This is a genomic window from Agromyces rhizosphaerae, assembly GCF_027925245.1.
Lineage (GTDB): Bacteria > Actinomycetota > Actinomycetes > Actinomycetales > Microbacteriaceae > Agromyces > Agromyces rhizosphaerae.
The window spans coordinates 3233028-3259195 of sequence record NZ_BSDP01000001.1 but is presented as its reverse complement, the minus strand read 5'-3'; the positions used below and the strand labels follow the sequence as shown (position 1 = coordinate 3259195).

The following is a 26168-nucleotide window of genomic DNA, read 5'->3' as shown; positions in this document are numbered from 1 at the left end:
GTCAGGCGGGTGCGCGGCCGACGACGACCTCGAGCGGGTCGCCGTCGAAGCAGGTGCGGGTGCCCGTGTGACAGGCCACCCCGACCTGTTCCACGCGCACCAACAGGGTATCGCCGTCGCAGTCCAGCGCGGCCGCCATCACGTGCTGGGCATGGCCGGAGGTGTCGCCCTTGCGCCAGTACTCCTGCCGCGAGCGCGACCAGAAGGTCACGCGCCCCTCGGTGAGCGTGCGCCGCATCGCCTCGCGGTCCATCCAGCCGAGCATGAGCACCTCGCCGGTGTCCCACTGCTGGATCACCGCGGGCAGCAGCCCGTCGGCGTTGAACGCCGCACGGTCCATGGGCGATGCGCCGGGGGCCCAGGGCTCCGCGTCGCGCTCGAGTTCCTCGTCGTCGTGGTCGGTCATCGTCGTACCGTCCTCCCGTCCGCGGCGAGGGCGTCCTTGACCTCGCCGATCGTGAGCTCGCGGTTGTGGAACACGGATGCCGCGAGCACCGCGTCGGCCCCGGCGGCGACCGCGGGGGCGAAGTCGTCCACCGCGCCCGCCCCGCCGGAGGCGATCACGGGCACCGACGACAGCTCGTGCATGAGGGCGACGAGCTCGGTGTCGAAGCCCTGCTTGGTGCCGTCGGCGTCGATCGAGTTGACGAGCAGCTCCCCCACGCCGAGCTCGATGGCCTGCCGCGCCCAGGCGAGCGCGTCGAGCGTCGTCTCCGTGCGGCCGCCGTGGGTCGTGACGACGAACCCGGACTCGGTGGCATCCGACCGCTTCACGTCGAGCGACAGCACCAGCACCTGCGAGCCGAACCGGTCGGCGATCTCGCCGATGAGCGCCGGACGCGCGATCGCCGCGCTGTTGACGCCGACCTTGTCGGCACCGTGGCCCTGCAGGCGCGCGACGTCGTCGACCGAGCGGATGCCGCCGCCGACCGTGAGCGGGATGAACACCTGCTCCGCGGTGGCCTGCACGACCTCGTACGTGGTCGACCGGTCGTCGACGGTCGCCGTGACGTCGAGGAAGCACAGCTCGTCGGCGCCCTGCTCGCCGTACAGCCGGGCGAGCTCGACCGGGTCGCCGGCGTCGCGCAGGTCGCGGAAGTTCACGCCCTTGACCACGCGGCCCGCGGCCACGTCGAGGCACGGGATGACGCGGACCGCGACGGACATCAGAGCCTCGCCGCGTGGATGGCGCTCACCAGGATGGCGCGCGCGCCGAGCTCGTACAGCGCGTCCATGACGTGGTTGGTCTCGGTTCGCTTGATCATGACCCGCACGGCCGCCCACTCGCGGTCGTGCAGCGGCGAGACCGTCGGCGACTCGAACCCGGGGGCGACGGCGGTCGCCTGGTCGAGCAGGCTCATCGGCACGTCGTAGTCGAGCATCACGTACTCGCGCGCGACGATCACGCCGTTCAGCCGGCGCACGAGCGTCTTCGTGCCGGGCGCCTCGGTGCCCGAGCCGATCAGCACGGCGGTCGAGTCGAGGATGACCGGGCCGAAGATCTCCAGGCCCGCCTTGCGCAGGGTGCCGCCGGTCGAGACCACGTCGGCGACGGCGTCGGCCACGCCCAGGCGCACGGCCGACTCGACGGCGCCGTCGAGGCGCACGAGGTCGGAGGACACGCCGTGGCGCTCCAGGAACGCGCCGACCAGGCCCGGGTAGCTCGTCGCCACGCGCACGCCGTCGAGGTCGGCGAGCTCCGAGAAGGCGCCGGGCGTGCCGGCGAAGCGGAAGGTCGAGCCGCCGAAGCCGAGCTCGGCGATCTCCGTGGCATCCGACCCCGAGTCCAGCAGCAGGTCGCGGCCGGTGATGCCGACGTCGAGCGCGCCGGAGCCGACGTAGGTGGCGATGTCGCGCGGGCGGAGGTAGAAGAACTCGACGTCGTTGCGCGGGTCGGCGACGACGAGCTCGCGCGAGTCGCGACGACCGGTGTACCCGGCCTCGTGCAGCATCTGCGCGGCGGTCTCGGAGAGGGAGCCCTTGTTGGGCACTGCGATTCTCAGCATGGGAGCGGCTTTCGTGTGGGGACGATCGGAGGGAGTCGGGAGCGATCGCTCACAGATGTCGGTACACGTCCTCCGGCTGGAGGCCGCGCGCGAGCATGAGCACCTGCAGGTGGTACAGCAGCTGCGAGATCTCCTCGGCGGTCTCCTCGTCGCTCTGGTACTCCGCGGCCATCCAGACCTCGGCCGCCTCCTCGACGACCTTCTTGCCGATCTGGTGCACGCCGGCGTCCAGGGCGGCGACCGTGCCCGAGCCCTCGGGTCGGGTGCGCGCCTTCTCGCTCAGCTCGGCGAACAGCGCATCGAACGTCTTCACGTCCTACAGGCTACCGGTGCGCATGGCTGTGCTTCGCCGCCTCGGCGCGCAACTCCGCGATGCGGGCGGTCGGGTCGCCGCCGTAGACCGCGGAGCCGGCGACGAACGTGTCCGCACCCGCCTCGGCGGCGATGCCGATGGTGTCGGCCGCGATGCCGCCGTCGACCTGCAGCCACACGTCGAGGCCCGCCGCCGCGACGGCGTCGGCGACGCGCCGCAGCTTCGGCATGGTCTCGGGCATGAACGACTGCCCGCCGAACCCGGGCTCGACCGTCATGACGAGCACCTGGTCGAACTCGTGCAGCACCTCGAGCACGTCCTCCGGCCCGGTGCCGGGCTTCAGGGCGATGCCCGCGCGCGCACCGATCTGCCGGAGGCGGCGTGCGAGGCCGACCGGGTCGGCGGCCGCCTCCGCGTGGAAGGTCACGGAGGCCGCGCCCGCCTCCGCGTAGCCGGGCGCCCAGCGGTCGGGGTCGTCGATCATGAGGTGGACGTCGAGCGGGATCGGCGTCACCTGCGCCAGGCGCTCGACCATCGGCAGCCCGAAGGTGAGGTTCGGCACGAAGTGGTTGTCCATGATGTCGACGTGCACGAGGTCCGCCGTGGCGATTCGCCCGAGCTCGCGCTCGAGGTTCGCGAAGTCGGCCGCGAGGATGCTCGGATTGATCCGCGTGGTCATGCCTGCGAGCCTACCGACGCCGCGGGCTCGCGCTTGGCCAGCAGCGCGATGAACATCGCGTCGCAGCCGTGCCGGTGCGGCCAGAGCTGCGCCTCCCCCGGCTCGCCGGTGAGATCGAGCGGATGCAGCGCCACGTCGCCGAGCACCGCGTGCACGTCGGCGCGCTCGACGTCGTCGTGCCGGCGCAGCGCCTGCCGCACGATCGACCGGGTCTCGGCCGTGTGCGGCGAGCACGTCACGTATGCGAGCAGCCCGCCCGGCGCGAGCGCGCCGATCGCGGAATCGAGCAGCTCGGTCTGGAGCGTCGTGAGCGCCGACACGTCCTCGGGCGACTTGCGCCACCGCGCCTCGGGCCGGCGACGCAGCGCGCCGAGGCCGGTGCACGGGGCGTCGAGCAGGATGCGGTCGAACGCGCCGGCACGGTCCTCGCCGAACGCACGGCCGTCCCGCTCGTGCACCTCGACGCCCTCGTCGACGCCCTCGAGCGCGCGGCGGACGAGCTGCGCCCTGGCCGGGACCACCTCGTTCGCCTCGAGCGTCGCGCCGCCGCCGCGGGCCTCGGCCGCGAGCACCGCGGTCTTGCCGCCGGGGCCGGCGCAGAGGTCGAGCCAGCGCTCGCCCGCCCGCACGGGCCGTGCCCGCGTGAGCGCGAGCGCAGCGAGCTGCGAGCCCTCGTCCTGCACGCGCACGCGACCGTCGTGGCCCTCGAGCGCGCGGGTCGGGTCGCCGCCGGTCGCGGTGAACCCGATGGGCGAGAAGCGGTCGCGCTCGCCGAGTGTCGCGGGCCCGGGGGCATCCGCACCGCCCAGCACCGCGTAGTTCACCGCGGGGGCGGCATTGTCGGCGGCGAGCAGGTCGTCGAGCTCGTCGGCGCGGTGCTCGTGCGCGAGCGCCTTCCGGAGCGCGCGCACGACCCACGCCGGGTGCGACGACAGCGCGGCGAGGGCGTCGTCGGGGCCGTCCGCCGCCTCGCGCACCCGCGCCGCCCACGCGTCGGCCGAGACCCGCGAGATGCCGCGCAGGACGCCGTTGACGAAGCCGCTCGCCGCCGGCGCACCCATGGCGCGCACGAGGTCGACCGACTCGTTGACCGCGGCGTGCGTGGGCACGCGGGTCGCGAGCAGTTGGTGCGTGCCGAGGCGCAGCACGTCGAGCACGGCAGGGTCGATGCGGTCGACCGGCCGGTCCGCGGCGATGGCGATGATGCGGTCGTAGTAGCCCGACATGCGCAGGGTGCCGTAGGTGAGCTCGGTCGCGAGACCCGCGTCGGCCTCGGAGAGGCCCGCGCGGGCGATGCGGGTGGGCAGCAGGAGGTTCGCGTAGGCGTCGGACTCGCGGACCGCGAGCAGCACCTCCGCCGCGACCAGGCGCGCCGGTGAGACGCGCGGCGCGCGGCCGCCGCCGCCGCTGCGCCTCCGGCCGCCGCTCATCGCGCCACGACCTCGGCGCCGCCGCGGCCACGCAGCCAGTCCGCGGCCGACATCGCCTTCCCGCCCGCGGGCTGTGCCCGCACGAGCTGCAGCGGTTCGGACGCCGTGCCCACCAGCGCCCGCCTGCCGACGAGCGCCATGCGGCCCGGCTCCAGGGCGGCGGCTCCCGGCGCCGGCGCGAGCTCGAGCACCTTCAGGCGGGCGCCGTCGATCTCGGTGTGCGCGCCGGGCTCGGGAGTGACGCCTCGATAGCGGTCGAGCACCCGGTCCGCCGGCTCCGTCCAGTCGAGCCGGCCGTCGGCGAGCACGAGCTTCGGCGCGAGGGTCGGCTCGCCCTCCTGGACGCGTGCCACCGCGGTGCCGTCGGCGATGGCGTCGGCCGCCGCGACCACGAGGCCCGCGTCGTCGCGCGCGAGCCGCTCGAGCAGTTCGCCGGCGGTCTCGCCGTCGGCCACGGTCGTGCGGCGCTCGACCAGCACGTCGCCGGCGTCGAGCTCGGGCACGAGCCGGAACACGCACGCACCGACCTCGCGATCGCCCGCCATGAGCGCGCGCTGGACGGGCGCGGCACCGCGCCAGCGCGGGAGCAGCGAGAAGTGCAGGTTGACCCAGCCGTGGCGGGGCGCCGACAGCAGCGGCTCGCGCACGAGGCCGCCGTAGGCGACGATGACGCCGAGGTCGGCGTCGAACGCCGTGATCCGCTCCGTCGCGTCGGCGTCGAGCCGGTTCGCCTTCACGACCGGGATGCCGAGCCGATCGGCCGCGGATGCGACGGGAGACGGGGTGAGCACGCGCTTCCGGCCGAGCGGCGCGTCGTGCCGTGTGACGACCCCCACCACCTCGTGGTCGGATGCCGCGAGGGCCTCCAGCGACGGGACGGCGACCTCCGGGGTGCCCGCGTACACGATGCGCATCTAGCCGAATGCCTCCAGATCGTCGAACCTCACCCTGAGTGTAGGCGGGCGGCGCACGGGCTGGCCCTGCACCGGGCGTCGGCGCTCGGTGGCCACGCGGATCATGGATGCCCGCAGCGACGCCGCGACGGCCTGGGCCCGGCCGTAGTCCATGCGCACGACCACGCGCTCGAGCCCGTCGTCGACGGGCACCGGGCCGAGCACGTCGACGCCCTCGCCGAGCGCGCGCAGCTCGGCGATCGGGCGCTCGAGCACCGGCCCGCGCGCCGTGACCGTCGCCACGCGCACCGCTGGCGGGAAGCGCAGCTCCCTCCGGGCCGTGAGCTCCTCCTCCGCCCACGCGGCGAGCGTCCAGGTCGCGAGCGCGGTCGCGATACGGCCCCGCACCCCGACCAGGTGCACGGGCGCGTCGTCGGCCGCGAGCGCGGCGGCGTCGGCCCACCAGCGCACGCAGTCCTCCGACACGCGGAGCGCCTCGCGCAGCAGCATCCGCTCGCCGTCGAGCAGCAGCACCGCGCGATAGCCGCCCGCGGCGACCGGCTCCGCGCCGCGCGTCGCGATCACGAGCGCGGGCTCCGGGCCGACCTCGGTGAGGGGCCTCGCACCGTCGGAGACGATCACGCGGGTGCCCGGGAAGGCGCGCCCGAGCTCCTCGGCGGTGCGCTCCGTGCCCACGGTGACCATGCGCAGCCGCTCCCCCTCGCACTCGGCACAGCGGAACGGGTTCGCGTGCGTGCCGCAGACCCGGCAGGCCGGGGGCGTGCGCGGCCCGCGCTGCTCGAGGCCGCCGCCGCAGGCCGCGCACGTCGCGGGCGCGCCGCAGCGCGCGCACGCGAGCGCGGCCGCGTAGCCGGGGCGGGCGACCTGCAGCAGCACGGGGCCCTCACGGGCGGCGTCGCGCGCGGCGCGCCATGCGGCGGACGGGATGCGCGCCGTGCCCGGATCGGAGCCCGCCTCGTCGACCACGATCCTCGGGCGGGCGATCCGCTCGGGCTCGACCTGCCGGCACCACCCGATTCCGACGAGCCGCTGCACCTCGGTGCTGCGCGCGTGCGCGGAGAACACGAGCGCGGCCCCCGACTGCTCCTGGCGCACGAGCGCGGCGTCGCGCGCGTGCACGCCGGGGCTGAGCGGCTCGGCGTGCAGCGGGTCGCCGTCGTCCCAGAGCGCGATCAGGCCGAGGCGCGCGGCGGGCGCGTAGACCGCGGAGCGGTTGCCGATGACGACGCGGGGCGTGCCGTCGAGGCAGTCGAGGAACCCGCGGTACCGGGCGCCGCCGGTCTGGCCCGCGTCGACGCGGGTGATGCGATCCGCGGGCGCGACCGCGTGCAGCGCCTGCTCGAGTTGCGCGAGGTCGCGGTGGTCGGGCACCGCGATGATGGTCGACTCGCCGCGCGCGAGCACGCGGGCGGCGGCCGACGCGAGCGTGGTCGCCCAGCGGCCGACGGTCGCGCCGCCGTCGAGGGTGGTGACGCCGGGCAGCGCCTGCAGTGCGATGCGCGCGCGGTCGGCCACGGCCCGGTCGAGCGCGTCGGGCTCGCCCGGGGCATCCGTCGCCTCCGGCGCAGCCGGGCGCTCCGCACCCGCCGGATGCTCCTTCGCCCACGACTTCTCCACGCGCACGTACCGCGGCGGGATCGCGAGGCGCAGCACGTCGCTCGCCGACCCGGCGGCCCGGTCGGCGACGCGGCGCGCGAGCGCCCACACCTCCGGCGCGAGCACCGGCACGAGCGTGGTGACCTCCTCGACCTCGCTGAGCCGGCCCTCGTACGCGCTCTGGTCGGCGAGCTCGACGATCCAGCCGCGGGCGAGCCGCCCGCCGCTGCGGAGCGGCACGCGCACGGCGGCGCCCGCCACCGCCTGGTCGGCGAGTGCCTCGGGGACGGCGTAGTCGAACAGCTGGTCGAGCTGCGGCAGGGGCGAGTCGATCGCGACCCTGGCGACGCGCCCGCCCGGCATCAGAGCCGTGCGGCGCTGCGCAGGTCGTCGACGCGGTCCGTGCGCTCCCAGGTGAACTCGGGCAGCTCGCGACCGAAGTGCCCGTAGGTCGAGGTCTTCGCGTAGATCGGCCGCAGCAGGTCGAGGTCGCGGATGATCGCCGCCGGACGCAGGTCGAACACCTCGCGGATCGCGCCGATGATGCGCTCCTCGGGCACGTGCGCGGTGCCGAACGTCTCGACGTAGAGGCCGACGGGGGCGGCCTTGCCGATCGCGTACGCGACCTGCAGCTCGAGCCGGTCGGCAAGGCCCGCGGCGACCGCGTTCTTCGCGACCCAGCGCATGGCGTAGGCGGCCGAGCGATCGACCTTCGACGGGTCCTTGCCGCTGAACGCCCCGCCGCCGTGACGGCTCGCGCCGCCGTAGGTGTCGATGATGACCTTGCGCCCGGTGAGCCCCGCGTCGCCCTGCGGCCCGCCGATCTCGAAGCGGCCGGTCGGGTTGATGAGCACCTGCACGCCGGTCGCGTCGAGGCCGGTGCGCTCGAGCACGGGACGGATGACCGTCTCCTCGACCTCGGCGCGCAGGGTGGCGGTGTCGACCCGCGGCGAGTGCTGCGTCGACAGCACGACCGTGTCGATCGTGCGCGCGACGTCGCCCTCGTAGCCGACCGTGACCTGCGTCTTGCCGTCGGGGCGCAGGTAGTCGAGCTCGCCCGAGCGGCGCACCGCGGCGAGCTGCTCGGCGAGGCGGTGGGCGGTCCAGATCGGGATGGGCATGAGCTCGGGCGTCTCGTTGACCGCGTAGCCGAACATGATGCCCTGGTCGCCCGCGCCCTGGCGGTCGAGCTCGTCGATGCTGGAGCCCTCGCGCGACTCGAACGCCTGGTCGACGCCCACGGCGATGTCGGGCGACTGGCCGCCGATCGAGATCGAGACGCCGCAGGAGCGGCCGTCGAACCAGACGTCGGAGGAGTCGTACCCGATCGAGGTGATGCGCTCGCGCACGATCGCCGGGATCTCGACGTACCCGGTCGTGCGCACCTCACCCGCGACGTGCACGAGGCCCGTGGTCACGAGCGTCTCCACGGCGACCCGGCTGTGCGGGTCGACGGTGAGGAGCGCATCGAGGATGCTGTCCGAGACCTGGTCGCAGATCTTGTCGGGATGCCCCTCGGTGACCGATTCGGAGGTGAACAGGCGGAGTTCGCTCATGCGGCTGGTTCGATGTCCCTTCGTGGCGCACGGACGCGCTGGCGCGGCATCCGTCGGTCTCAGACAACCATGTCGAGGATGCCGTGCGCCACCGACAGCTTGTCCCCGTTTACGCGTGTGACGACCTCGCCGCTCGCCCCGATCATCATGACGGCGTTGTCGGGCGTGCCGAAGCCCTCGCTCCAGCCGACGCGGTTGACGACCAGGAGGTCGCAGCCCTTCGCCTCGCGCTTGGCGCGCGCGACCTCGAGCAGGCGCTCGTCGTCGGGCTCGGTCTCGGCGGCGAAGCCCACCAGCACGGTGCCCTCGTGCGGCTCGTGGCCGAGCTCGGCGAGGATGTCGGGGTTGCGCACGAGCTCGAGCGTGAGCCCGTCGCCCGAGTCGTCCTTCTTGAGCTTCTGCTCGCTGACGGCGGCCGGCCGGTAGTCGGCGACCGCGGCGGCCATCACGACGACGTCGGCGCCCGGTGCGGCGGCGCGCACGGCCGCCCGCAGCTCCTCGGCGCTCGAGACGTGCCGCACGTCGCATCCGGCCGGCTCGTCGACCTCGAGGTTGGCGGCGATGAGCGTCACCTCGGCGCCGCGCGCACGAGCGGCGTCGGCGATCGCGACGCCCTGGCGACCGCTCGAGCGGTTGCCGAGGAAGCGCACGGGGTCGAGCGGCTCGCGGGTACCGCCCGCGGTCACGACGATGCGGCGTCCGGCCAGGTCGCCAGCGGGTGCCGTCGCGCGGGCGAGGGCTGCGGCGACGATGGTCGCCGGCTCCTCCATGCGGCCCGGGCCGCTGTCGGCGCCGGTGAGCTGGCCGACGGCGGGCCCGACGACGGTGACGCCGCGGGCGCGCAGCGTGGCGACGTTGGCCTGCGTGGCGGGGTTGCCCCACATCTCGGTGTGCATCGCGGGCGCGATGACCAGCGGCGCCTCCGAGGCGAGCACGGTGTTGCCGAGCAGGTCGTCGGCGAGGCCGGCCGCGAGGCGCGCGATGGTGTTCGCGGTCGCCGGGGCGATCACGATGAGGTCGGCGGCCTGGCCGATGGCCACGTGCCGCACCTCGGCGACGCCCTCGTAGAGCTCGTCGTGGACCGGGTTGCGGCTGATCGCCTCGAGGGTCGGGCGGCCGACGAACCGCAGCGCCGACTCGGTCGGCACCACGTGCACGTCGTGCCCGGCGAGCACCAGCTCGCGCACGACGCCGACCGCCTTGTACGCGGCGATGCCGCCGGTGATGCCGACGACGACGTTCAACGGCGCCACCTCGACGTCGGGACGGCTACTCGCCGGCCGGGGTGATCTTGAGCTTGTCCTCGTTGATCTCGTGCAGCGCCACCGAGAGCGGCTTGTCGTCGATCGTCGAGTCCACCAGCGGCCCGACGTTGTCGAACAGGCTGCCCTCGTGCAGGTCGGCGTAGTAGTCGTTGATCTGGCGCGCGCGCTTGGAGGCGAAGATGACGAGTGCGTACTTCGACTCGACCTTCGACAGCAGGTCGTCGATGGGCGGGTCGATGATGCCGGTCAGCTTGTCTGCCATGGCGTGCTCCTTCTGGGTGCGTGGGTCGCGCGGACGGTTGCGCGGAAGATCGTGGAAGCGGGCAGGCTACCGCCCGCGGGCCCGAGGCCGCATCAAGTCTACGACGTTCTGCGCGGCCTCGGCGACGTCGTGGTTCACGACCGTGTGGTCGAACTCGTCGACCGCGGCCAGTTCCACCCGCGCGGTCTCCAGTCGGCGCTGCTGTTCGGCGGGCGACTCCGTGCCGCGCCCGACCAGCCGCCGCACGAGTTCGTCCCACGTCGGCGGCAGCAGGAAGATGAGCGTCGCCTCGGGCATGGCCCTGCGCACCGACCGCGCTCCCTGGATGTCGATCTCGAGCAGCACGCTGTTGCCATCGGCGATCGCGCGCTCCACCGGCGCCTTCGGCGTGCCGTACCGGTGCGCGTTGTGCACCACGGCCCACTCGAGCAGTTCGTCCTCGGCCACCAGCCGGTCGAACTCGGCGTCGTCGACGAAGTAGTAGCTCTGCCCCTCGACCTCGCCGGGCCGTGGCGCACGCGTGGTGGCGGACACCGACAGCATGACGTCGGGGTGGTTGCGGCGGATGTAGGACGCCACCGTGCCCTTGCCGACCGCCGTCGGCCCGGCGAGCACGACGAGCCGGTTGCCGATGCCGCCGTGCGCGGCGATCCACTCGGCGAGGAATGCCCGCAGCGCGAGTCGCTGGCGGCGGCCGAGGCCACCGAGGCGCTTCGCGTCGGCGATGCCGAGGTCGCGCATGATGCGGACCCGCTTGGTCTCGCCGATCGCGGGCACCGAGGTGAGGAACTCCGTGACGCGCAGCGTGGCCTCGGGCGTCGACGCGTCCTCGAAGGCGACGCGGATCACGTCGAGCGGGCTGCGGCCGCCGTCGGCGATCGACGCCTTCACCGCCGCACGCGCCCGGCGGGCGGCGACGGCCGCACGCGACGCGGCGACGCGGTCGACCTCGGGCGGCGCGGGCGGACCGCTGCGCACGGGCTCAGCCACGGGACACCGCCGTCGCCTCGACGCGGCGCGCGATCGCGTCGCGGATGCCGTCGGGGCCCGCCGCCAGGATCGAGCGCGACTCGTTCGCGATCACGCCCGCCGTCCACGCACCGAAGGTGTCCTGCAGGTCGGCCAGCTCGGCGCCCTGGTGCCCGAACCCGGGCGCGAGCACCGGGGTGCGCGGGGTCGATGCCGCGTCGGGATCGATGCCCGCGGCCCGCAGGTCGACGGTCGCCCCGATCACCACGCCGGTCGAGCCGAACGGCTGCTCGCCCGCATCCGCCTCCTCGGCGTTCCACGCGGCGACGCCCGAGCAGATCGCCGCGGCCACGGTCGAGCCCTCGCGGCTGCCCTGCTGGAGCACCGACCGCTGGATCGCGGCCGCCTCGGGGTTCGAGGTCGCGGCGAGCACGAACAGCCCCTTCTCGTGCTGCTCGGCGAGCCGGTGCGTCGGGGCGAGGTTGCCGAGGCCCTGGTACGGGTTCACCGTGAGCGCGTCGGCCTCGAGCGGGGACCCGGGCTCGAGCCAGGCGCGCGCGTAGGCGTCCATGGTCGAGTCGATGTCACCGCGCTTGGCGTCGGCGATGACGAGGATGCCCGCACCCCGCGCCTCGGCGAGCACGCGCTCGAGCGCGGCGATGCCCGCCGAGCCGAACCGCTCGAAGAACGCCACCTGGGGCTTGCAGATGCCGACCCGCCCGGCCATCGCGTCGACGACGCGCAGGCCGAACTCGCGCACGCCCGCGCCCGATGCGGGGAGTCCCCAGGCGTCGAGCAGGCCCGCGTGCGGGTCGATGCCCACGCACAGCCGGCCGAACCGGTCGAACGACTCCCCCAGCCGCGTGCCGAACGATGCCACGTCAGACCGCCTTCCGTGCCAGCTCGTAGTCCTGCAGGCTCGTGACCTCGAACCCGCGGCGCACCGAGTCGACCGACGCGACCGCCGCCGACAGCTCGGCGATGGTCGTGAACAGCGGGATGTCGGCCGCGACCGCCGCCGCGCGGATCTCGTACCCGTCGGCGCGCGACGAGCGCCCGCTCGGCGTGTTGATGACGACGTCGACCATGCCCTGGTGGATGAGCTCGACGACCGAGGTCGGCGCCGCGTCGGTCTTCTCGTTGAACTTCAGCACGACGCCCGCCTCGATGCCGTTGCGGCGCAGAATCTCGGCCGTGCCCTCGGTCGCGACGACCGAGTAGCCGAGCTCGCGCAGGCGCAGCACGGGCAGGATCACGGCGCGCTTGTCGCGGTCGGACACCGAGACGAACACCGTGCCCTGCAGCGGCATGCCGCCGTACGCGGCGAGCTGCGACTTCGCGAACGCGCGCGGGAAGTCGCGGTCGATGCCCATGACCTCGCCGGTCGAGCGCATCTCCGGGCCGAGCACCGAGTCGACGATGTCGCCCTCGCGGGTGCGGAACCGGTGGAACGGCAGCACGGCCTCCTTGACGGCGACGGGCGCGTCGAACGGCACGGTCGAGCCGTCGGTCTCAGGCAGCAGCCCCTCCGCGACGAGCTCGGCGACGGTCGCGCCGACCATCACGCGCGACGCGGCCTTCGCGAGCGGGATGCCCAGCGCCTTCGAGACGAACGGCACGGTGCGGCTCGCGCGCGGGTTGGCCTCGAGCACGTAGAGCACGCCGGCGCCGATCGCGAACTGCACGTTGAGCAGCCCGCGCACGCCGACGCCCTGCGCGATCGCGAGGGTCGCCTCGCGCACGCGGTCGATCTGCGCCTTGCCGAGCGTGACCGGCGGCAGGGTGCAGCTCGAGTCGCCGGAGTGGATGCCGGCCTCCTCGATGTGCTCCATGATGCCGCCGACGTAGAGCTGCTCGCCGTCGTAGAGCGCGTCGACGTCGATCTCGATCGCGTCGTCGAGGAAGCGGTCGACGAGCAGCGGATGCGTCGGGCCGACGATGCCCTGGTCGGCGATGCGCTCGAAGTAGTCCACCAGCGAGGGCGTGTCGTAGACGATCTCCATGCCGCGGCCGCCGAGCACGAAGCTCGGGCGCACGAGCACCGGGTAGCCGATGCCCTCCGCGACCGCGATGGCCCCGTCGAGCTCGGTGGCCGTGCCGTTGCGCGGCGCGAGGAGCCCTGCGTCGTCGAGGATGCGCGAGAACTGGCCGCGCTCCTCGGCGAGGTCGATCGCCGACGGGCTGGTGCCGAGGATCGGCACGCCCGCGGCCTCGAGGCCGGCGGCGAGGCCCAGCGCGGTCTGGCCGCCGAGTTGCACCACGACGCCGACGAGCTCGCCCGACTGCGACTCGGCGTGGATGACCTCGAGCACGTCCTCGAGCGTGAGCGGCTCGAAGTACAGCCGGTCGCTCGTGTCGTAGTCGGTCGAGACCGTCTCGGGGTTGCAGTTGATCATGATCGTCTCGAACCCGGCGTCCGACAGCGCGAACGACGCGTGCACGCACGAGTAGTCGAACTCGACGCCCTGCCCGATGCGGTTCGGGCCCGAGCCGAGGATGACGACCTTGCGGCGGTCGCTCGGCGCGACCTCGGTCTCGAGGTCGTAGCTCGAGTAGTGGTACGGCGTGAGGGCGGGGAACTCGCCGGCGCACGTGTCGACGGTCTTGAAGACCGGGCGGATGCCGAGGTCGTGGCGCGCCGCACGGGCATCCGCCTCGTCGATGCCCCGCAGCTGGCCGATCTGCGCGTCGGAGAAGCCGTGCTCCTTCGCGAACCGGATCAGCGACTCGTCGAGCTCCGAAGCGGATGCCACGGTGTCGGCGACCTCGTTGATCAGCACGATCTGGTCGAGGAACCAGGGGTCGATCTTCGTGGCGTCGAAGAGCTGCTCGGCCGTGGCGCCCTTGCGGAGGGCCTGCTGCACGGCGACGATGCGGCCGTCGGTCGGCGTCTGCACGACCTCCAGCAGCTCCTCGACGCTGCGGGGCTCGTCGCCCCAGTGGAAGCTCGACCCGCGCTTCTCGAGCGAGCGCAGCGCCTTCTGCAGTGCCGACGCGTAGTTGCGGCCGATCGCCATGGCCTCGCCGACCGACTTCATGGTGGTCGTGAGCGTCGGGTCGGCGGCCGGGAACTTCTCGAACGCGAACCGCGGCACCTTCACGACGATGTAGTCGAGGGTCGGCTCGAAGCTCGCCGGGGTCACCCGGGTGATGTCGTTCGGGATCTCGTCGAGCCGGTAGCCGATCGCGAGCTTCGCGGCGATCTTCGCGATCGGGAAGCCGGTGGCCTTCGACGCGAGCGCCGAGGACCGCGAGACGCGCGGGTTCATCTCGATGACGATGATGCGGCCGTTCGACGGGTCGACGGCGAACTGGATGTTGCAGCCGCCGGTGTCGACGCCCACGGCGCGGATGATGTCGATGCCGATGTCGCGCAGCCGCTGGTACTCGCGGTCGGTGAGCGTGAGCGCCGGGGCGACCGTGATCGAGTCGCCCGTGTGCACGCCGACCGGGTCGACGTTCTCGATCGAGCAGACCACGACCGTGTTGTCGGCCGTGTCGCGCATGAGCTCGAGCTCGTACTCCTTCCAGCCGAGGATGGACTCCTCGAGGAGCACCTCGGTCGTGGGCGAGTCGTGCAGGCCCGCGCCGGCGATGCGGCGGAGGTCGGCCTCGTCGTAGGCGAAGCCCGAGCCGAGGCCGCCCATCGTGAACGACGGGCGCACGACGAGCGGGTAGCCGAGGTCGTCCGCGGCGGCGAGCACCTCGTCCATCGTGTGGGCGATGTGCGAGCGCGCGACGTCGGCGCCGCACTCGACCACGAGCTCCTTGAAGAGCTGGCGGTCCTCGCCCTTGCGGATCGCGTCGACCTTCGCGCCGATGAGCTCCACGCCGTGCTTGGCGAGGATGCCCGCCTCCTCGAGCGCGATCGCCGCGTTCAGCGCGGTCTGGCCGCCCAGCGTCGGGAGCACCGCGTCGGGCTTCTCCTTGATGATGATCGACTCGAGGATCTCGGGGTTGATCGGCTCGACGTAGGTGGCGTCGGCGAAGCCCGGGTCGGTCATGATCGTCGCCGGGTTCGGGTTGACCAGGATCACCCGCACGCCCTCCGAGCGGAGCACGCGGCAGGCCTGGGTGCCGGAGTAGTCGAACTCGGCCGCCTGGCCGATGACGATCGGGCCGGACCCGATGACGAGGACCGAGTTGATGTCGTCGCGCTTGGGCATCAGTTGCCGTTCTCCTTGCTCGCGATGACCATGTCGCGGAACCGGTCGAAGAGGTAGTTCGCGTCGTGCGGGCCGGCCGCCGACTCGGGGTGGTACTGCACCGAGAACGCGGGGATGTCGAGGCAGTTGAGGCCCTCGACCACGTCGTCGTTCAGGTCGATGTGGCTGACCTCGACGCGGCCGAAGCCCTGGCTCGACTCGGTCACGCCCTCACGGGGCGCGTCGACCGCGAACCCGTGGTTGTGCGCGGTGATCTCGACCCGGCCCGTGGCGCGGTCGAGCACCGGCTGGTTGATGCCGCGGTGGCCGAACGGCAGCTTGTACGTGCCGAAGCCGAGCGCGCGGCCGAGCAGCTGGTTGCCGAAGCAGATGCCGAAGTACGGCAGCCCGGTGCGCAGGGCGGCGCGCAGCAGCTCGACATGGTGGTCGGATGCCCCGGGGTCGCCGGGCCCGTTCGAGAAGAACAGCGCATCGGGGGCGAGCGCCAGGAGCTCCTCGACCGTGACGGTCTGCGGCAGCACGTGCACGTCGAAGCCGCGCTCGGCGAGGTAGCGGAGCGTGGAGGTCTTGACGCCCAGGTCGAGCACGGCGACCGAGCCGACCCGCTCGCCCTCGGCGTCGAGCGAGTAGCCCTCGGTCGTGGAGACGGCGCCGGACAGGTTGCGCCCGGTCATCTCCTCGCCGCCGCGCACGAGCGCGAGCTGCTCGTCGTCGGAGAGCGCCGCGTCGGCACCCGAGAAGATGCCCGCGCGCATCGCGCCGTCGGCGCGGATGTGGCGAGTGACCGCGCGCGTGTCGATGCCGCTGATGCCGACGACGCCGCCCGCGACGAGGTCGTCGTCGAGGCTGCGCTGGGCGCGGAAGTTCGACACGACCCGGGAGGGGTCGCGCACGACGTACCCGGACACCCAGATGCGCGAGGACTCCATGTCCTCGTCGTTCGCACCGGTGTTGCCGATGTGCGGCGCGGTCATGAGCACGATCTGACCCGCGTACGACGGGTCGGTCAGCGTCTCCTGGTAGCCGGTCATGCCGGTGGCGAACACCGCCTCGCCCAGCGTGCGGCCGGTCGCGCCGTAGGCGCGTCCGGCGTATCGGGTGCCGTCCTCGAGCACGAGGACCGCAGGTCCCGCGTCCTTCCCGGGGATCGCCATGTCAGGCCTCGCTTCCGTTGTCGCCGCCGGCGGCCGCATCGGCCCCGGCGAGTGTGCTGAGGGCCTCCACGATGCGGGTGGCGTCGCCGACCCGCTGGGCCCTGAGATATGTGTCGACGACCAGGTCGTCGGGAGTGTCGGCGTCGTGGTCGGCGGCCGTCCCGGCGCGCCACGCGACGGCGATGAGCCCCTCGGGCTCCACGCCGCGGTCGATCGCCCAGCTCGCGGTCGTCACCTCGACGAGCGCGTCGGCCGGCAGGTAGACCGGCGCCTCACCGACCAGGTCGAGCAGCACGCCGTCCTCGCGCACGTCGATGCGGCCCGCCGCGCGGAAGCCGAGCCCGCGCGGCGCGAGCCGCTCGACCGGGCGCCGGTGCGGCGTGGTCGCCACGTGCATGACGGGCGCCTCGAGCACGACCGCCCCGGGCTCGCCCGGCTGCGGGTGGTCGACGATGCCGGCGTCGCGCCGGCGGCGCGCGCGCCAGGAGACGAGCATGAGCGCGACCACGATCGCGACGATGACGGCGACGACGATGCCGCCGATCGCGTAGTTATCCACGGGCGCCTCCCGCGACCTCGTCCGCCGGACGCACCTCGCCGTCGAGCACGGTCGGCACTCCGCGGTGGAACGTCGCGACCACGCGTCCCGGCAGCGTTCGGCCGAGGTACGGCGAGTTGCGGCTGCGGCCCGCGAGCGAGCCGACGCCGAACTCGGCGCGCACGGTCGGGTCGTAGAGCGTGAGCTCGGCGGGCGCGCCCGCCTCGAGCGCGTGCCCGTGGCCGGCCAGGCTGCCGATCCGCGCGGGCGCGGACGACATGACCCGGGCCACGTCCTCCCAGCCGAAGCGGCCGGTCTCGACCATGGCCTCGTGCACGACCGACAGGGCGGACTCGAGCCCGACCATGCCGTTGGCCGCGGCATCCCACTCGCACTCCTTCGACTCGGCGGGGTGCGGCGCGTGGTCGGTCGCGACGATGTCGATCGTGCCGTCGGCCAGCGCGTCGCGCAGCGCCTCGACGTCGGCGGCCGTGCGCAGCGGCGGGTTGACCTTGTACCGGGCGTCGTAGCTCGCGACCAGGTCGTCGGTGAGCAGCAGGTGGTGCGGGGTGACCTCGGCGGTGATGCGGATGCCGCGGGCCTTCGCCCACCGGACCACCTCGACCGAGCCCGCCGTGGAGAGGTGGCAGACGTGCAGCCGGCTGCCGACGTGCTCGGCGAGCAGCGCGTCGCGCGCGATGATCGCCTCCTCGGCGACCGCGGGCCAGCCGCGCAGGCCGAGCTCGCCCGACAGGGCGCCCTCGTTCATCTGCGCGCCCCCGGTGAGGCGCGGCTCCTGCGCGTGCTGCGCGATCACGCCGTCGAAGGCCTTCACGTACTCCAGCGCCCGGCGCATGAGCAGCGGGTCGGCGACGCAGAGGCCGTCGTCGGAGAACACGCGCACCTTCGCCCGCGAGGCGGCCATCGCGCCGAGCTCGGCGAGCCGCTCCCCCGCGAGGCCGACCGTGACCGCGCCGATCGGCTGGACGGTGACGTAGCCCGCGTCCTCGCCGAGGCGCAGCTCCTGCTCGACCACGCCGGCCGTGTCGGCGACGGGCGAGGTGTTCGCCATCGGGAAGACGGCCGTGTAGCCGCCCGCCGCGGCCGCGCGGCTGCCGGTGAGCACGGTCTCGCTCTGCTCGAACCCCGGCTCGCGCAGGTGCGTGTGCAGGTCCACGAGACCCGGCAGGGCCAGGAGGCCGTCGGCGTCGATGATCGTCGCGCCCGCGGCATCCGCCACCGAGCCGATCTCGGCGATCAGGCCGCCATCGAGCAGGACGTCGCCCCGCGTGCCGTCGACCAGGGTCGCGCCGCGGATGAGCGTGCGGCTCACGCCGCCTCCTCCCGCTCACCGGACAGCAGCAGGTACAGGGCAGCCATTCTCACCGAAACTCCGTTCGCAACCTGTTCGAGCACCGTGGACTGGGCCGAGTCGGCGGCCGACGCCGCGATCTCGAAACCCCGGTTCATCGGCCCCGGATGCATGACCATGGTAGTCCGCGGCAGTCGCGCGAACCTGGCGTCGTCGAGCCCCCAGGTGCGGGAGTACTCGCGACTGTTGGGGAAGAAGGCGGCGTGCATGCGCTCGGCCTGCACGCGCAGCATCATCACCGCGTCGGGGCCGGCGTCGATCGCCGCGTCGAGGTCGTAGCCGACCTGCGCGGGCCACGCCGAGACGTCGACCGGCAGCAGCGTGGGCGGGGCGACGAGCGTGACCTCGGCGCCCAGCGCGTCGAGCAGCCAGACGTTCGAGCGGGCCACGCGCGAGTGCAGCACGTCGCCGACGATCACCACGCGCGCGCCGTCGAGGCCGCGCCCGCGCGACGCGTCGCCGTGCAGGCGCCGGCGCATCGTGAACGCGTCGAGCAGGGCCTGGGTCGGATGCTCGTGGGTGCCGTCGCCGGCGTTCACGACGCCCGCGTCGATCCAGCCGCTCGTCGCGAGGGTCTGGGGGGCGCCGGATGCCTGGTGGCGCACGACCACCGCGTCGGCACCGATCGCCTGCAGCGTCTGCGCGGTGTCCTTGAGGCTCTCGCCCTTCGAGACGCTCGAGCCCTTCGCGCTGAAGGTGATCACGTCGGCCGAGAGCCGCTTCGCCGCCGCTTCGAACGAGACCCTGGTGCGCGTGGAGTCCTCGAAGAAGAGGTTCACGACCGTGCGGCCGCGCAGCGTCGGGAGCTTGCGCACCTCGCGCTGCTGCACGGCGGCCATGTCCTCGGCGATGTCGAGCAGTTCGATCGCCTGCTCGCGGCCGAGGTCGCGGGTCGAGAGCAGGTGCCTCATCGCACGCCCCCCTCGATCGAGACGCCGTCCTCGCCGTCGACCTCGCGCAGGTGCACGTTGATGCGCTCGCTCGCGGCGCTCGGCAGGTTCTTGCCCACGAAGTCGGCGCGGATCGGGAACTCGCGGTGCCCGCGGTCGACCAGCACCGCCAGTCGCACCGCGCGGGGCCGTCCGATGTCGGCCAGCGCGTCGAGTGCCGCGCGGATGGTGCGCCCCGAGTAGAGCACGTCGTCGACGAGCACGACCGTGCGGTCGTCGATGCCGACCGGCACGTCGGTCGGCGCGGGCGTGCGCGTGCGGGTGTGCGACAGGTCGTCGCGGTACATGGTCACGTCGAGCGAGCCCGCGAGCGCGGCGGGGGCGTTCGGCTCGATGCGTCGGATGATCTCGGCGATGCGGGCGGCGAGGATCACGCCGCGCGTCGGGATGCCGAGGATGACGAGGTCGTCGGCGCCGCGATTCGACTCGAGGATCTCGTGGGCGATGCGCGTGAGCGCGCGTTCGATGTCGGCCTGCTGCAGCACGGGGCGCACAGCCATGCGGACTCCCTTCTCCGCCTCACGGGACGGACTTCAAAGGATGTCGGTTTCGTCGATCCTACCAGCGGTTCCTGTGCGTTCCGCGCAGGCCGGGGGGTGCGCCCGACGGCGGGCGCGGCGGGTTCACTCGCCGGTGATGAAGGCGCGCACGGCCTCGCCGTCGAACTCGCCGGTGTAGGCGGCGCCGTCGACCAGCAGGGTCGGCGTGCCCTCGATGCGCTCGATCTCGGCGCCCTCGATGGGCCCGGTCAGCGCGGCGTCGTTCGACGCCTGCACCCAGTCGACGTACGTGTTCGCGGCGATGCAGTCCGCAGCGCCCGGCGCGCCGACTCCCGAGGCGAGCGATGCGAGCGCGTCGTCGTCGAGCCCCGCGGCATCCGTCGGCTGGTTCTCGAACACCGCGGCGACCATCGGCAGCAGCGCGTCCGGCTGCTCGGCGGCGACGCAGGTCATCGCCGAACCGGCGCGCGACGAGTACGCCGTGTCGGAGGACCGGTCGAGGAAGTTCATCGGGTGGATCGAGTAGGTGATCGTGCCGTCCGCGACGAGCTCGGCGAGCACGTCGCCCGCGGCGTCCTCGAACAGCGCGCAGTGCGGGCAGAACGGGTCGACGTACGCGGATACGGCGATGTCGCCCGTGCCGACAACCAACGCGAGGTCGTCGAGGTGCGCCGCGCCGACCGTGCCCGCGGGGAGGTCCGTGGGTGTGGCATCTGTACCCTCGTCGGCGGCGCAGCCGGCGAGCACGAGCGCGAGCGCCGCAGCGCCGAGGAGCACTCCGGCGCGGCGGATCACGAGCGGTCCCCCGCCACCGCCGAGAGCAGGCCGTTCACGAAGCCGGCCGAGTCGTCGGTCGAGAGCACGGTCACGGCCTCGACCGCCTCCGAGATCGCGACGCCGTCGGGCACCTCGTCGTTGTGGACGATCTCCCACACGGCGATGCGCAGCACGGCGCGGTCGATCGCGGGCATGCGCTCGAGCGTCCAGCCGCGTGAATGCGACGTGATGAGCTCGTCGATCTCGGCGCGGTGGTCGATCACGCCGTCGACAATCTCGCGGGCGTAGAGCCACGACGCCTGCCGCTCGGGCTCGCCGGCTGCGCGCTCCGCCTCGTCGGCGAGCACGCGCTCGACCGGGACCTCGCGGAGGTCCGCCGCGTAGAGCATGTCCAGCGCGCGCTTGCGCGCCTTCGTGCGGGCGCTCACTAGTCGTTCACGCGTCCGAGGTAGTCGCCGCTGCGGGTGTCGACCTTCACCTTGGTGCCGGTCTCGAGGAACAGCGGCACCTGGATCTCGTAGCCGGTCTCGAGGGTCGCGGGCTTGGTGCCGCCGGTCGAGCGGTCGCCCTGGAGGCCCGGCTCGGTGTAGGTGATCTCGAGCACGACGGATGCCGGCAGGTCGAGGTACAGCGGGTTGCCGTCGTGCATGGCGATGGTCACCGGCTGGTTCTCGAGCATGTAGTTCTTGGCGTCGCCGACGACCGTGTCGGTCACGCTGACCTGGTCGTAGTCGGTGGCGTCCATGAACACGAAGCTCTCGCCGTCGTTGTACAGGTAGGTGTAGTCGCGACGGTCGACGTTCTGGATGTCGACCTTGGCGCCGGCGTTGTAGGTGCGGTCGACGACCTTGCCCGAGACGACGTTCTTCAGCTTGGTGCGCACGAACGCGCCGCCCTTGCCGGGCTTGACGTGCTGGAACTCGATCACCGTCCAGAGCTGTCCGTCGATGCTCAGGACGACGCCGTTCTTGATGTCCGCAGTGCTCGCCATGTTGTGTTTCCGTTTCGATAGAGAAAGTCCGCGGGCGCGCCGAATCGGCTGCGGCCCGCAGAGCAGTCTAGACGCCGGGCGGGCCTACGGCCCAATGCATCACCCGATCAGACGGCCGATCTGGTCGATCGCGAGGCGGTAGGAGTCGGGCCCGAACCCGGCGATGACGCCGGTCGCGATCTCGGACACGACGCTGTAGCCGCGGAACGCCTCCCGAGAGTGCGGGTTCGACAGGTGCACCTCGATGAGCGGCAGGCCGGACTTCGAGACCATCGCGGCCGCGTCGCGCATGCCGTAGCTGTAGTGCGTGAACGCGGCGGGGTTCAGCACCACGGGGCAACCGCGGTCGACCGCCTCATGCAGCCAGCCGATCAGCTCGCCCTCGTGGTCGGTCTGGCGCAGCTCGAGTTCGATGCCGGCGGGGGCGGATGCCTCGAGGTCCGCGCGGATGTCGTCGAGCGTCGCCGACCCGTAGACCTCGGGCTCGCGCGTGCCGAGCCGGCCGAGGTTGGGTCCGTTCAGCACCAGCACCGTCGTCATGGTCGTCAGCCTACCGGCGAGGCGGGCGGCCTCGGTGCGGGCCCGGGCGACCACGGCTCGGGCTCCTGCGGCTGCGTGCCCTCGGTCGGCGGCGGGTACCCCTGCGCCACGATCAGCTCCGGTCGATACGGCCGGTCGTTGCCGACCGCGAGCGCCCAGGCGAACGGCACCAGCACGCCGAGCGCGACGTAGCCGCCGTCGCGCCCGAATGCGATGCCGGTCCGGTGCATGCCCATCCAGAGGAAGATCGACGTGACCCAGGATCCACCCGGTACGAGCTGCAGCCAGGTCAGGTGGCCCGGCTGCCCACCGAGGCGCAACCAGGAGAACGTGCGGAGGAACGGCACCCAGGCCCGCCACGGCGGGATCCCGACGCGACCGAACAGCACGGTGAGGCCCGCGCCCACGAGCAGCCAGCCGAGCATGAGCGAGACGACGACGATCACCAGCGTGATGCCGACGACGGTGGTCAGCCAGAGCGCCGCCCACCCGTAGGCGTCCTCGCTGTAGGCGTAGTCCAGCACCTCGGCGTCGTCCGGGTCCGCGAGGGCCACGTCCCCGGCGACGTCGCCCACGAGCGGCGCGCCGCCGAAGTGCACCGCCGCGCACTCGATCGTCGGCGAGTCCCGGAACGACGCGCGCGTCGCGTACCACGCCGTCCACGACAGCGCCACGCCGCCGCCGACGCCCCACTCCGGGTCGAACCACGAATCGCAGACGTCGTTCGTGATCGCCAGCGTCTCGTCCTGACCCGGATAGGGCTCGGGGATCACCTCGCGGTGGTAGAGCTGCGCGTCGTGCGGCTGCGCGCAGTCGACGACCCGCGCGACGGCGACCTGCTCGCCCGATCCGGCGATGGCGAGGGTGAAGCACTCCCCGACGGCGACCTCCGTGACCTCGACGAGGCTCGGGTCGATGAGCGTGCCGGCCTCGTCGGCGGCGGCGAGGGTCGTGGCCAGCGGAGCCCCGAGGCGGTCGACCGCGAGGCACTCGATGAACCCGTTCGCAGCGAAGTCCTCCGCGTCGGGGATGCGGTACACGGCCTCCAGGCCGGTCTCCTCGAGGTACACGTCGGTCCCGTGCATCGCCCGGTCGCACACGGTCGCGGCGCGCTCGACGAGCGCATCCGCGCCCGGGTACTCGCCGTGCACCGCAGACCGCGTGTAGACCTCGGCGTCGTGGGGCACGTCGCAGGACGCGAGCGTCACGTCGGTGACCACGCCGGAGCCGTCGTACTCGACCAGGTCGACGCACGTGCCGAACTCCAGCTCGCCCGGCGCGGCGAGCTGCGGCTCGGACTCCGCAGCGGCCACCGGTGCGACCGGCAGCAGCATGCCCACCGCCAGGGCCGCGATCGCCGCGACCCTGCCGGCCCTCACGAACCGATCTCCTGGTACGCCGCGAACAGCAGCGATGCCTCGGGCGCCTGCAGCACCGTGGGCTTGGCGAGATCGTCGAGCACGATGAAGCGCAGCATCGCACCGCGCGCCTTCTTGTCGCGCTGCATCGTGGCGAGCAGCGTGTTCCAGCGGCCGACGGGGTAGGTGGTCGGGAGGCTCAGCAGGTCGAGCACCCGGCGGTGCCGGTCGACGACCTCGTCGGAGAGCCGCCCGGCGAGGCGAGACAGCTCGGCGGCGAACATCATGCCCACCGCGACCGCGGCGCCGTGGCGCCACTGGTAGCGCTCGGCGTGCTCGATGGCGTGCCCGAGGGTGTGGCCGTAGTTGAGGATCTCGCGCAGGCCCTGCTCGGTGAAGTCCTCGCTGACGACCTCGGCCTTCATGGTGATCGCGAGCTCGACGACGCGGCGGAACTCCGGCGTCGCGGGATCGGTCGCTGCGGCGGCATCCGCCTCGATGATGTCGAGGATCTCCGGGTACCGGATGAACCCCGCCTTCACGATCTCGGCGAAGCCGGCCAGGATCTCGTTCGTCGAGAGCGTGTCGAGGTGGTCGAGGTCGCAGAGCACCGCGGACGGCGCGTAGAAGGCGCCGACGAGGTTCTTGCCCTCTGCGGTGTTGATGCCCGTCTTGCCGCCGACGGCCGCGTCCACCATGCCGAGCACCGTGGTCGGCACCTGCACGAGCTTCACGCCGCGCAGCCAGGTCGCGGCGACGAACCCGGCGAGGTCGGTCACCGCTCCCCCGCCGAACCCGATCACCGCGTCGCTGCGGGTGAAGTCGGCCTGCCCCATCACCTGCCAGCAGAACGCGGCGACCTCCACGCGCTTGCCCGCCTCGGCATCGGGCACCTCGGCGAGCAGCACGTCGTACCGCCCGAGCAGCGCCTCGCGGAGCGCCGCGGCCTTCGCGCCGAGGGTGGGCGGATGCACCATGAGCACCTTCGACACCCCGCCGCCGAGCGCCTCGGCCACGCCGTCGGCCGTGATGCCGCGGCCCACCCGCACGTCGTAGCCGTCGTCGGGCCCGCCGACCCGGATCGTCGTCGTCTCGTCGGTCACGCGTCGTTCCTCCACCAGTCGCAGATCAGGTCGGTCAGCTGTGCGGCCGTGCCCCGGTTCGTGTCGACGACCAGGTCGGCCAGGGCGTCGTAGACGGGCCGGCGCTCGGCGGCGATGCGGGCCCACGCGTCGATGCCGCCGCCGTCGAGCAGCGGCCTGCGCGCGCCGCCGGCACCGAGCCGCGCCGCGACCGTGGCCTCGTCGACCAGCAGCCGCACGACGGATGCCCCGGCGAGGTCGTGCTGCGTGTCGCGATCGAGCACCGCGCCGCCGCCGAGCGAGACCACCGCGCGCTCGCGCAGCGCCGCGGCCACCGCCTCGCGCTCCTTGGCCCGGAACGACGCCTCGCCCTCGCGCGCGAACAGCTCGTGGATCGGCCCGTGCTTCGCCACGACGTCGGCGTCGGTGTCGATGAACGGCAGCTCGAGGCGCGCCGAGACGCGCCGCCCCAGCTTGGTCTTGCCCGATCCCATCGGGCCGATGAGCACGAGCGGGAGCGGCCGCTCAGGCATCCGCGTCGACGGTCGCGGCGGATGCCACGCGGGTGGCGAGCCGCTCGGGGATGGCCTCGAGGTAGCCGCGCAGGTTGCGGGCCGTCTCGGCGACCGAGTCGCCGCCGAACTTCTCCAGCACCGCGTTCGCGAGCGTCAGCGCGACCATCGCCTCGGCGACGACGCCCGCGGCGGGCACGGCGCACACGTCGGAGCGCTGGTGGTGCGCGGTGGCGGCCTCCCCCGAGGCGACGTCGACCGTGCGCAGCGCGCGCGGCACCGTCGCGATCGGCTTCATGCCGGCGCGCACGCGCAGCACGGTGCCCGTCGACATGCCTCCCTCGGTGCCGCCGGCACGATCGCTCACGCGCGAGATGAGGCCGTCGTCGAGGTCGAGCTCGTCGTGCGCCTCCGACCCGCGGCGGGTCGTGGTCAGGAAGCCGTCGCCGACCTCGACGCCCTTGATGGCCTGGATGCCCATGAGCGCGGCCGCGAGCTGCGAGTCCAGCCTGCGGTCCCAGTGCACGTGCGAGCCGAGCCCCGGGGGCACGCCGTAGGCGAGCACCTCGACGACGCCGCCGAGCGTGTCGCCCTCCTTGTGCGCGAGGTCGACCTCGGCGACCATGCGCTCGGAGGTCTCGGCGTCGAAGCAGCGCAGCGGGTCGGCGTCGAGCGCGTCGACGTCGTCGGGTGCGGGCAGCGGGCGACCCTCGGGCACGCGCACCGGGCCGATCGCGATGGTGTGCGCGACCAGCTCGATGCCGAGCTCCGACAGGAACGAGCGGGCCACCGCGCCGAGCGCGACGCGGGCGGCGGTCTCGCGGGCGCTCGCGCGCTCGAGCACCGGGCGGGCCTCGTCGAAGCCGTACTTCTGCATGCCGACGAGGTCGGCGTGGCCCGGGCGCGGTCGGGTGAGCGGTGCGCCGCGTCCGCGCGAGAGCTTCTCGGGGTCGACCGGTTCGGGGCTCATGACCTCGGTCCACTTCGGCCACTCGGTGTTGCCGATGCGCACGGCGACCGGGCTGCCGAGGCTCAGCCCGTGGCGCACGCCGCCCGAGATCGCGAGCTCGTCCTGCTCGAACTTCATGCGCGCGCCGCGGCCGTACCCGAGCTTGCGGCGGGCGAGGTCGGAGCGGATGTCGTCGAGGAGCACGGGCACCCCTGCCGGGAGTCCTTCGAGGATCGCGACGAGTTCGGGGCCGTGCGATTCCCCCGCGGTGAGCCATCGGAGCATGGGG

The 26168-nt window shown here is 73.3% G+C and carries 27 protein-coding genes; all 27 read right to left on the bottom strand.

Annotation, left to right across the window (positions count from 1 at the left end; all coding sequences use genetic code 11):
- Position 1: 1 nt before the first annotated feature.
- The 27 genes from hisI to aroC all read right to left on the bottom strand — a co-directional run bounded on the left by hisI (position 2) and on the right by aroC (position 26164).
- The gene (gene hisI, locus QMG39_RS15390) at positions 2–340 is read right to left on the bottom strand and encodes a phosphoribosyl-AMP cyclohydrolase (RefSeq protein ID WP_281887313.1); all 339 of its coding nucleotides are present in this window, start codon (positions 338–340) and stop codon (positions 2–4) included.
- A gap of 62 nt (positions 341–402) precedes the next feature.
- Positions 403–1167, bottom strand: a complete 765-nt coding sequence (hisF, locus tag QMG39_RS15385) for an imidazole glycerol phosphate synthase subunit HisF (protein ID WP_281886514.1) — start codon at positions 1165–1167, stop codon at positions 403–405.
- On the bottom strand, positions 1167–2006 hold the full coding sequence (hisG, locus tag QMG39_RS15380) for an ATP phosphoribosyltransferase (RefSeq protein WP_281886512.1): 840 nt from the start codon (positions 2004–2006) through the stop codon (positions 1167–1169). The genes hisF and hisG overlap by 1 nt, the downstream gene beginning before the upstream one ends.
- A 49-nt stretch (positions 2007–2055) precedes the next feature.
- The gene (locus QMG39_RS15375) at positions 2056–2319 is read right to left on the bottom strand and encodes a phosphoribosyl-ATP diphosphatase (RefSeq protein WP_281886511.1); all 264 of its coding nucleotides are present in this window, start codon (positions 2317–2319) and stop codon (positions 2056–2058) included.
- 10 nt (positions 2320–2329) lie between these two features.
- Positions 2330–2998, bottom strand: a complete 669-nt coding sequence (gene rpe / locus QMG39_RS15370; protein ID WP_281886509.1) for a ribulose-phosphate 3-epimerase — start codon at positions 2996–2998, stop codon at positions 2330–2332.
- Positions 2995–4428 (bottom strand): RsmB/NOP family class I SAM-dependent RNA methyltransferase, encoded by a 1434-nt coding sequence (locus QMG39_RS15365; RefSeq protein ID WP_281886507.1) that lies wholly within the window; start codon positions 4426–4428, stop codon positions 2995–2997. Before QMG39_RS15365 ends, rpe begins: the two co-directional genes overlap by 4 nt.
- Positions 4425–5342, bottom strand: coding sequence for a methionyl-tRNA formyltransferase (gene fmt / locus QMG39_RS15360; RefSeq protein WP_281886505.1), 918 nt, complete (start codon positions 5340–5342; stop codon positions 4425–4427). The genes QMG39_RS15365 and fmt overlap by 4 nt, the downstream gene beginning before the upstream one ends.
- The gene (locus tag QMG39_RS15355; protein WP_281886503.1) at positions 5343–7301 is read right to left on the bottom strand and encodes a primosomal protein N' family DNA-binding protein; all 1959 of its coding nucleotides are present in this window, start codon (positions 7299–7301) and stop codon (positions 5343–5345) included.
- On the bottom strand, positions 7301–8494 hold the full coding sequence (gene metK, locus QMG39_RS15350) for a methionine adenosyltransferase (RefSeq protein WP_281886502.1): 1194 nt from the start codon (positions 8492–8494) through the stop codon (positions 7301–7303). Before metK ends, QMG39_RS15355 begins: the two co-directional genes overlap by 1 nt.
- 59 nt (positions 8495–8553) lie before the next feature.
- The gene (gene coaBC, locus QMG39_RS15345) at positions 8554–9738 is read right to left on the bottom strand and encodes a bifunctional phosphopantothenoylcysteine decarboxylase/phosphopantothenate--cysteine ligase CoaBC (RefSeq protein ID WP_281886500.1); all 1185 of its coding nucleotides are present in this window, start codon (positions 9736–9738) and stop codon (positions 8554–8556) included.
- A 25-nt stretch (positions 9739–9763) separates the two neighbouring features.
- On the bottom strand, positions 9764–10021 hold the full coding sequence (rpoZ, locus tag QMG39_RS15340; protein ID WP_281886498.1) for a DNA-directed RNA polymerase subunit omega: 258 nt from the start codon (positions 10019–10021) through the stop codon (positions 9764–9766).
- Between the two features lie 66 nt (positions 10022–10087).
- Complete coding sequence (gmk, locus tag QMG39_RS15335) at positions 10088–11011, bottom strand: guanylate kinase (protein ID WP_281886496.1); 924 nt, start codon at positions 11009–11011, stop codon at positions 10088–10090.
- Entirely contained in the window at positions 11004–11870 is an 867-nt protein-coding gene (gene pyrF, locus QMG39_RS15330) for an orotidine-5'-phosphate decarboxylase (RefSeq protein ID WP_281886495.1), read from the bottom strand. The genes gmk and pyrF overlap by 8 nt, the downstream gene beginning before the upstream one ends.
- A 1-nt stretch (position 11871) precedes the next feature.
- A complete protein-coding gene (gene carB, locus QMG39_RS15325) occupies positions 11872–15156 on the bottom strand; it encodes a carbamoyl-phosphate synthase large subunit (RefSeq protein ID WP_281886493.1) in 3285 nt (1094 codons plus the stop codon).
- Positions 15156–16310 (bottom strand): glutamine-hydrolyzing carbamoyl-phosphate synthase small subunit, encoded by a 1155-nt coding sequence (gene carA, locus QMG39_RS15320; protein WP_281886491.1) that lies wholly within the window; start codon positions 16308–16310, stop codon positions 15156–15158. Before carA ends, carB begins: the two co-directional genes overlap by 1 nt.
- Position 16311: 1 nt before the next feature.
- Positions 16312–16869, bottom strand: coding sequence for a PH-like domain-containing protein (locus QMG39_RS15315; protein WP_281886490.1), 558 nt, complete (start codon positions 16867–16869; stop codon positions 16312–16314).
- Positions 16862–18181 carry a dihydroorotase gene (locus tag QMG39_RS15310; RefSeq protein ID WP_281886488.1) on the bottom strand — a complete coding sequence of 440 codons (1320 nt, stop codon included), beginning with the start codon at positions 18179–18181 and terminating at the stop codon, positions 16862–16864. The genes QMG39_RS15315 and QMG39_RS15310 overlap by 8 nt, the downstream gene beginning before the upstream one ends.
- The gene (locus QMG39_RS15305) at positions 18178–19131 is read right to left on the bottom strand and encodes an aspartate carbamoyltransferase catalytic subunit (protein ID WP_281886486.1); all 954 of its coding nucleotides are present in this window, start codon (positions 19129–19131) and stop codon (positions 18178–18180) included. Before QMG39_RS15305 ends, QMG39_RS15310 begins: the two co-directional genes overlap by 4 nt.
- Positions 19128–19670: a bifunctional pyr operon transcriptional regulator/uracil phosphoribosyltransferase PyrR gene (pyrR, locus tag QMG39_RS15300; protein ID WP_281886484.1), complete on the bottom strand. Its 543-nt coding sequence runs from the start codon at positions 19668–19670 to the stop codon at positions 19128–19130. Before pyrR ends, QMG39_RS15305 begins: the two co-directional genes overlap by 4 nt.
- 123 nt (positions 19671–19793) lie before the next feature.
- The gene (locus QMG39_RS15295; protein WP_281886482.1) at positions 19794–20465 is read right to left on the bottom strand and encodes a DsbA family protein; all 672 of its coding nucleotides are present in this window, start codon (positions 20463–20465) and stop codon (positions 19794–19796) included.
- Positions 20462–20875: a transcription antitermination factor NusB gene (gene nusB, locus QMG39_RS15290; protein WP_281886480.1), complete on the bottom strand. Its 414-nt coding sequence runs from the start codon at positions 20873–20875 to the stop codon at positions 20462–20464. The genes QMG39_RS15295 and nusB overlap by 4 nt, the downstream gene beginning before the upstream one ends.
- A complete protein-coding gene (efp, locus tag QMG39_RS15285) occupies positions 20875–21438 on the bottom strand; it encodes an elongation factor P (RefSeq protein ID WP_281886478.1) in 564 nt (187 codons plus the stop codon). Before efp ends, nusB begins: the two co-directional genes overlap by 1 nt.
- A 99-nt stretch (positions 21439–21537) precedes the next feature.
- Positions 21538–21978, bottom strand: coding sequence for a type II 3-dehydroquinate dehydratase (locus tag QMG39_RS15280; protein ID WP_281886476.1), 441 nt, complete (start codon positions 21976–21978; stop codon positions 21538–21540).
- Between the two features lie 5 nt (positions 21979–21983).
- Positions 21984–23357 carry a DUF5684 domain-containing protein gene (locus tag QMG39_RS15275; protein WP_281886475.1) on the bottom strand — a complete coding sequence of 458 codons (1374 nt, stop codon included), beginning with the start codon at positions 23355–23357 and terminating at the stop codon, positions 21984–21986.
- Positions 23354–24439, bottom strand: a complete 1086-nt coding sequence (aroB, locus tag QMG39_RS15270) for a 3-dehydroquinate synthase (protein ID WP_281886473.1) — start codon at positions 24437–24439, stop codon at positions 23354–23356. Before aroB ends, QMG39_RS15275 begins: the two co-directional genes overlap by 4 nt.
- Positions 24436–24951, bottom strand: coding sequence for a shikimate kinase (locus tag QMG39_RS15265; protein WP_281886471.1), 516 nt, complete (start codon positions 24949–24951; stop codon positions 24436–24438). Before QMG39_RS15265 ends, aroB begins: the two co-directional genes overlap by 4 nt.
- The gene (gene aroC / locus QMG39_RS15260; protein ID WP_281886469.1) at positions 24944–26164 is read right to left on the bottom strand and encodes a chorismate synthase; all 1221 of its coding nucleotides are present in this window, start codon (positions 26162–26164) and stop codon (positions 24944–24946) included. Before aroC ends, QMG39_RS15265 begins: the two co-directional genes overlap by 8 nt.
- Between the last annotated feature and the right edge of the window lie 4 nt (positions 26165–26168).

Excerpts from the sequence above, each read along its gene's own strand:
- hisI (WP_281887313.1), bottom strand. The coding sequence starts at position 340 with ATGGACCGTGCGGCGTTCAACGCCGACGGGCTGCTGCCCGCGGTGATC.
- hisF (WP_281886514.1), bottom strand. The coding sequence starts at position 1,167 with ATGTCCGTCGCGGTCCGCGTCATCCCGTGCCTCGACGTGGCCGCGGGC.
- hisG (WP_281886512.1), bottom strand. The coding sequence starts at position 2,006 with ATGCTGAGAATCGCAGTGCCCAACAAGGGCTCCCTCTCCGAGACCGCC.
- rpe (WP_281886509.1), bottom strand. The coding sequence starts at position 2,998 with ATGACCACGCGGATCAATCCGAGCATCCTCGCGGCCGACTTCGCGAAC.
- QMG39_RS15365 (WP_281886507.1), bottom strand. The coding sequence starts at position 4,428 with ATGAGCGGCGGCCGGAGGCGCAGCGGCGGCGGCGGCCGCGCGCCGCGC.
- fmt (WP_281886505.1), bottom strand. The coding sequence starts at position 5,342 with ATGCGCATCGTGTACGCGGGCACCCCGGAGGTCGCCGTCCCGTCGCTG.
- QMG39_RS15355 (WP_281886503.1), bottom strand. The coding sequence starts at position 7,301 with ATGCCGGGCGGGCGCGTCGCCAGGGTCGCGATCGACTCGCCCCTGCCG.
- metK (WP_281886502.1), bottom strand. The coding sequence starts at position 8,494 with ATGAGCGAACTCCGCCTGTTCACCTCCGAATCGGTCACCGAGGGGCAT.
- rpoZ (WP_281886498.1), bottom strand. The coding sequence starts at position 10,021 with ATGGCAGACAAGCTGACCGGCATCATCGACCCGCCCATCGACGACCTG.
- carB (WP_281886493.1), bottom strand. The coding sequence starts at position 15,156 with ATGCCCAAGCGCGACGACATCAACTCGGTCCTCGTCATCGGGTCCGGC.
- carA (WP_281886491.1), bottom strand. The coding sequence starts at position 16,310 with ATGGCGATCCCCGGGAAGGACGCGGGACCTGCGGTCCTCGTGCTCGAG.
- QMG39_RS15305 (WP_281886486.1), bottom strand. The coding sequence starts at position 19,131 with ATGAGGCACCTGCTCTCGACCCGCGACCTCGGCCGCGAGCAGGCGATC.
- pyrR (WP_281886484.1), bottom strand. The coding sequence starts at position 19,670 with ATGGCTGTGCGCCCCGTGCTGCAGCAGGCCGACATCGAACGCGCGCTC.
- efp (WP_281886478.1), bottom strand. The coding sequence starts at position 21,438 with ATGGCGAGCACTGCGGACATCAAGAACGGCGTCGTCCTGAGCATCGAC.
- QMG39_RS15280 (WP_281886476.1), bottom strand. The coding sequence starts at position 21,978 with ATGACGACGGTGCTGGTGCTGAACGGACCCAACCTCGGCCGGCTCGGC.
- QMG39_RS15265 (WP_281886471.1), bottom strand. The coding sequence starts at position 24,951 with ATGCCTGAGCGGCCGCTCCCGCTCGTGCTCATCGGCCCGATGGGATCG.
- aroC (WP_281886469.1), bottom strand. The coding sequence starts at position 26,164 with ATGCTCCGATGGCTCACCGCGGGGGAATCGCACGGCCCCGAACTCGTC.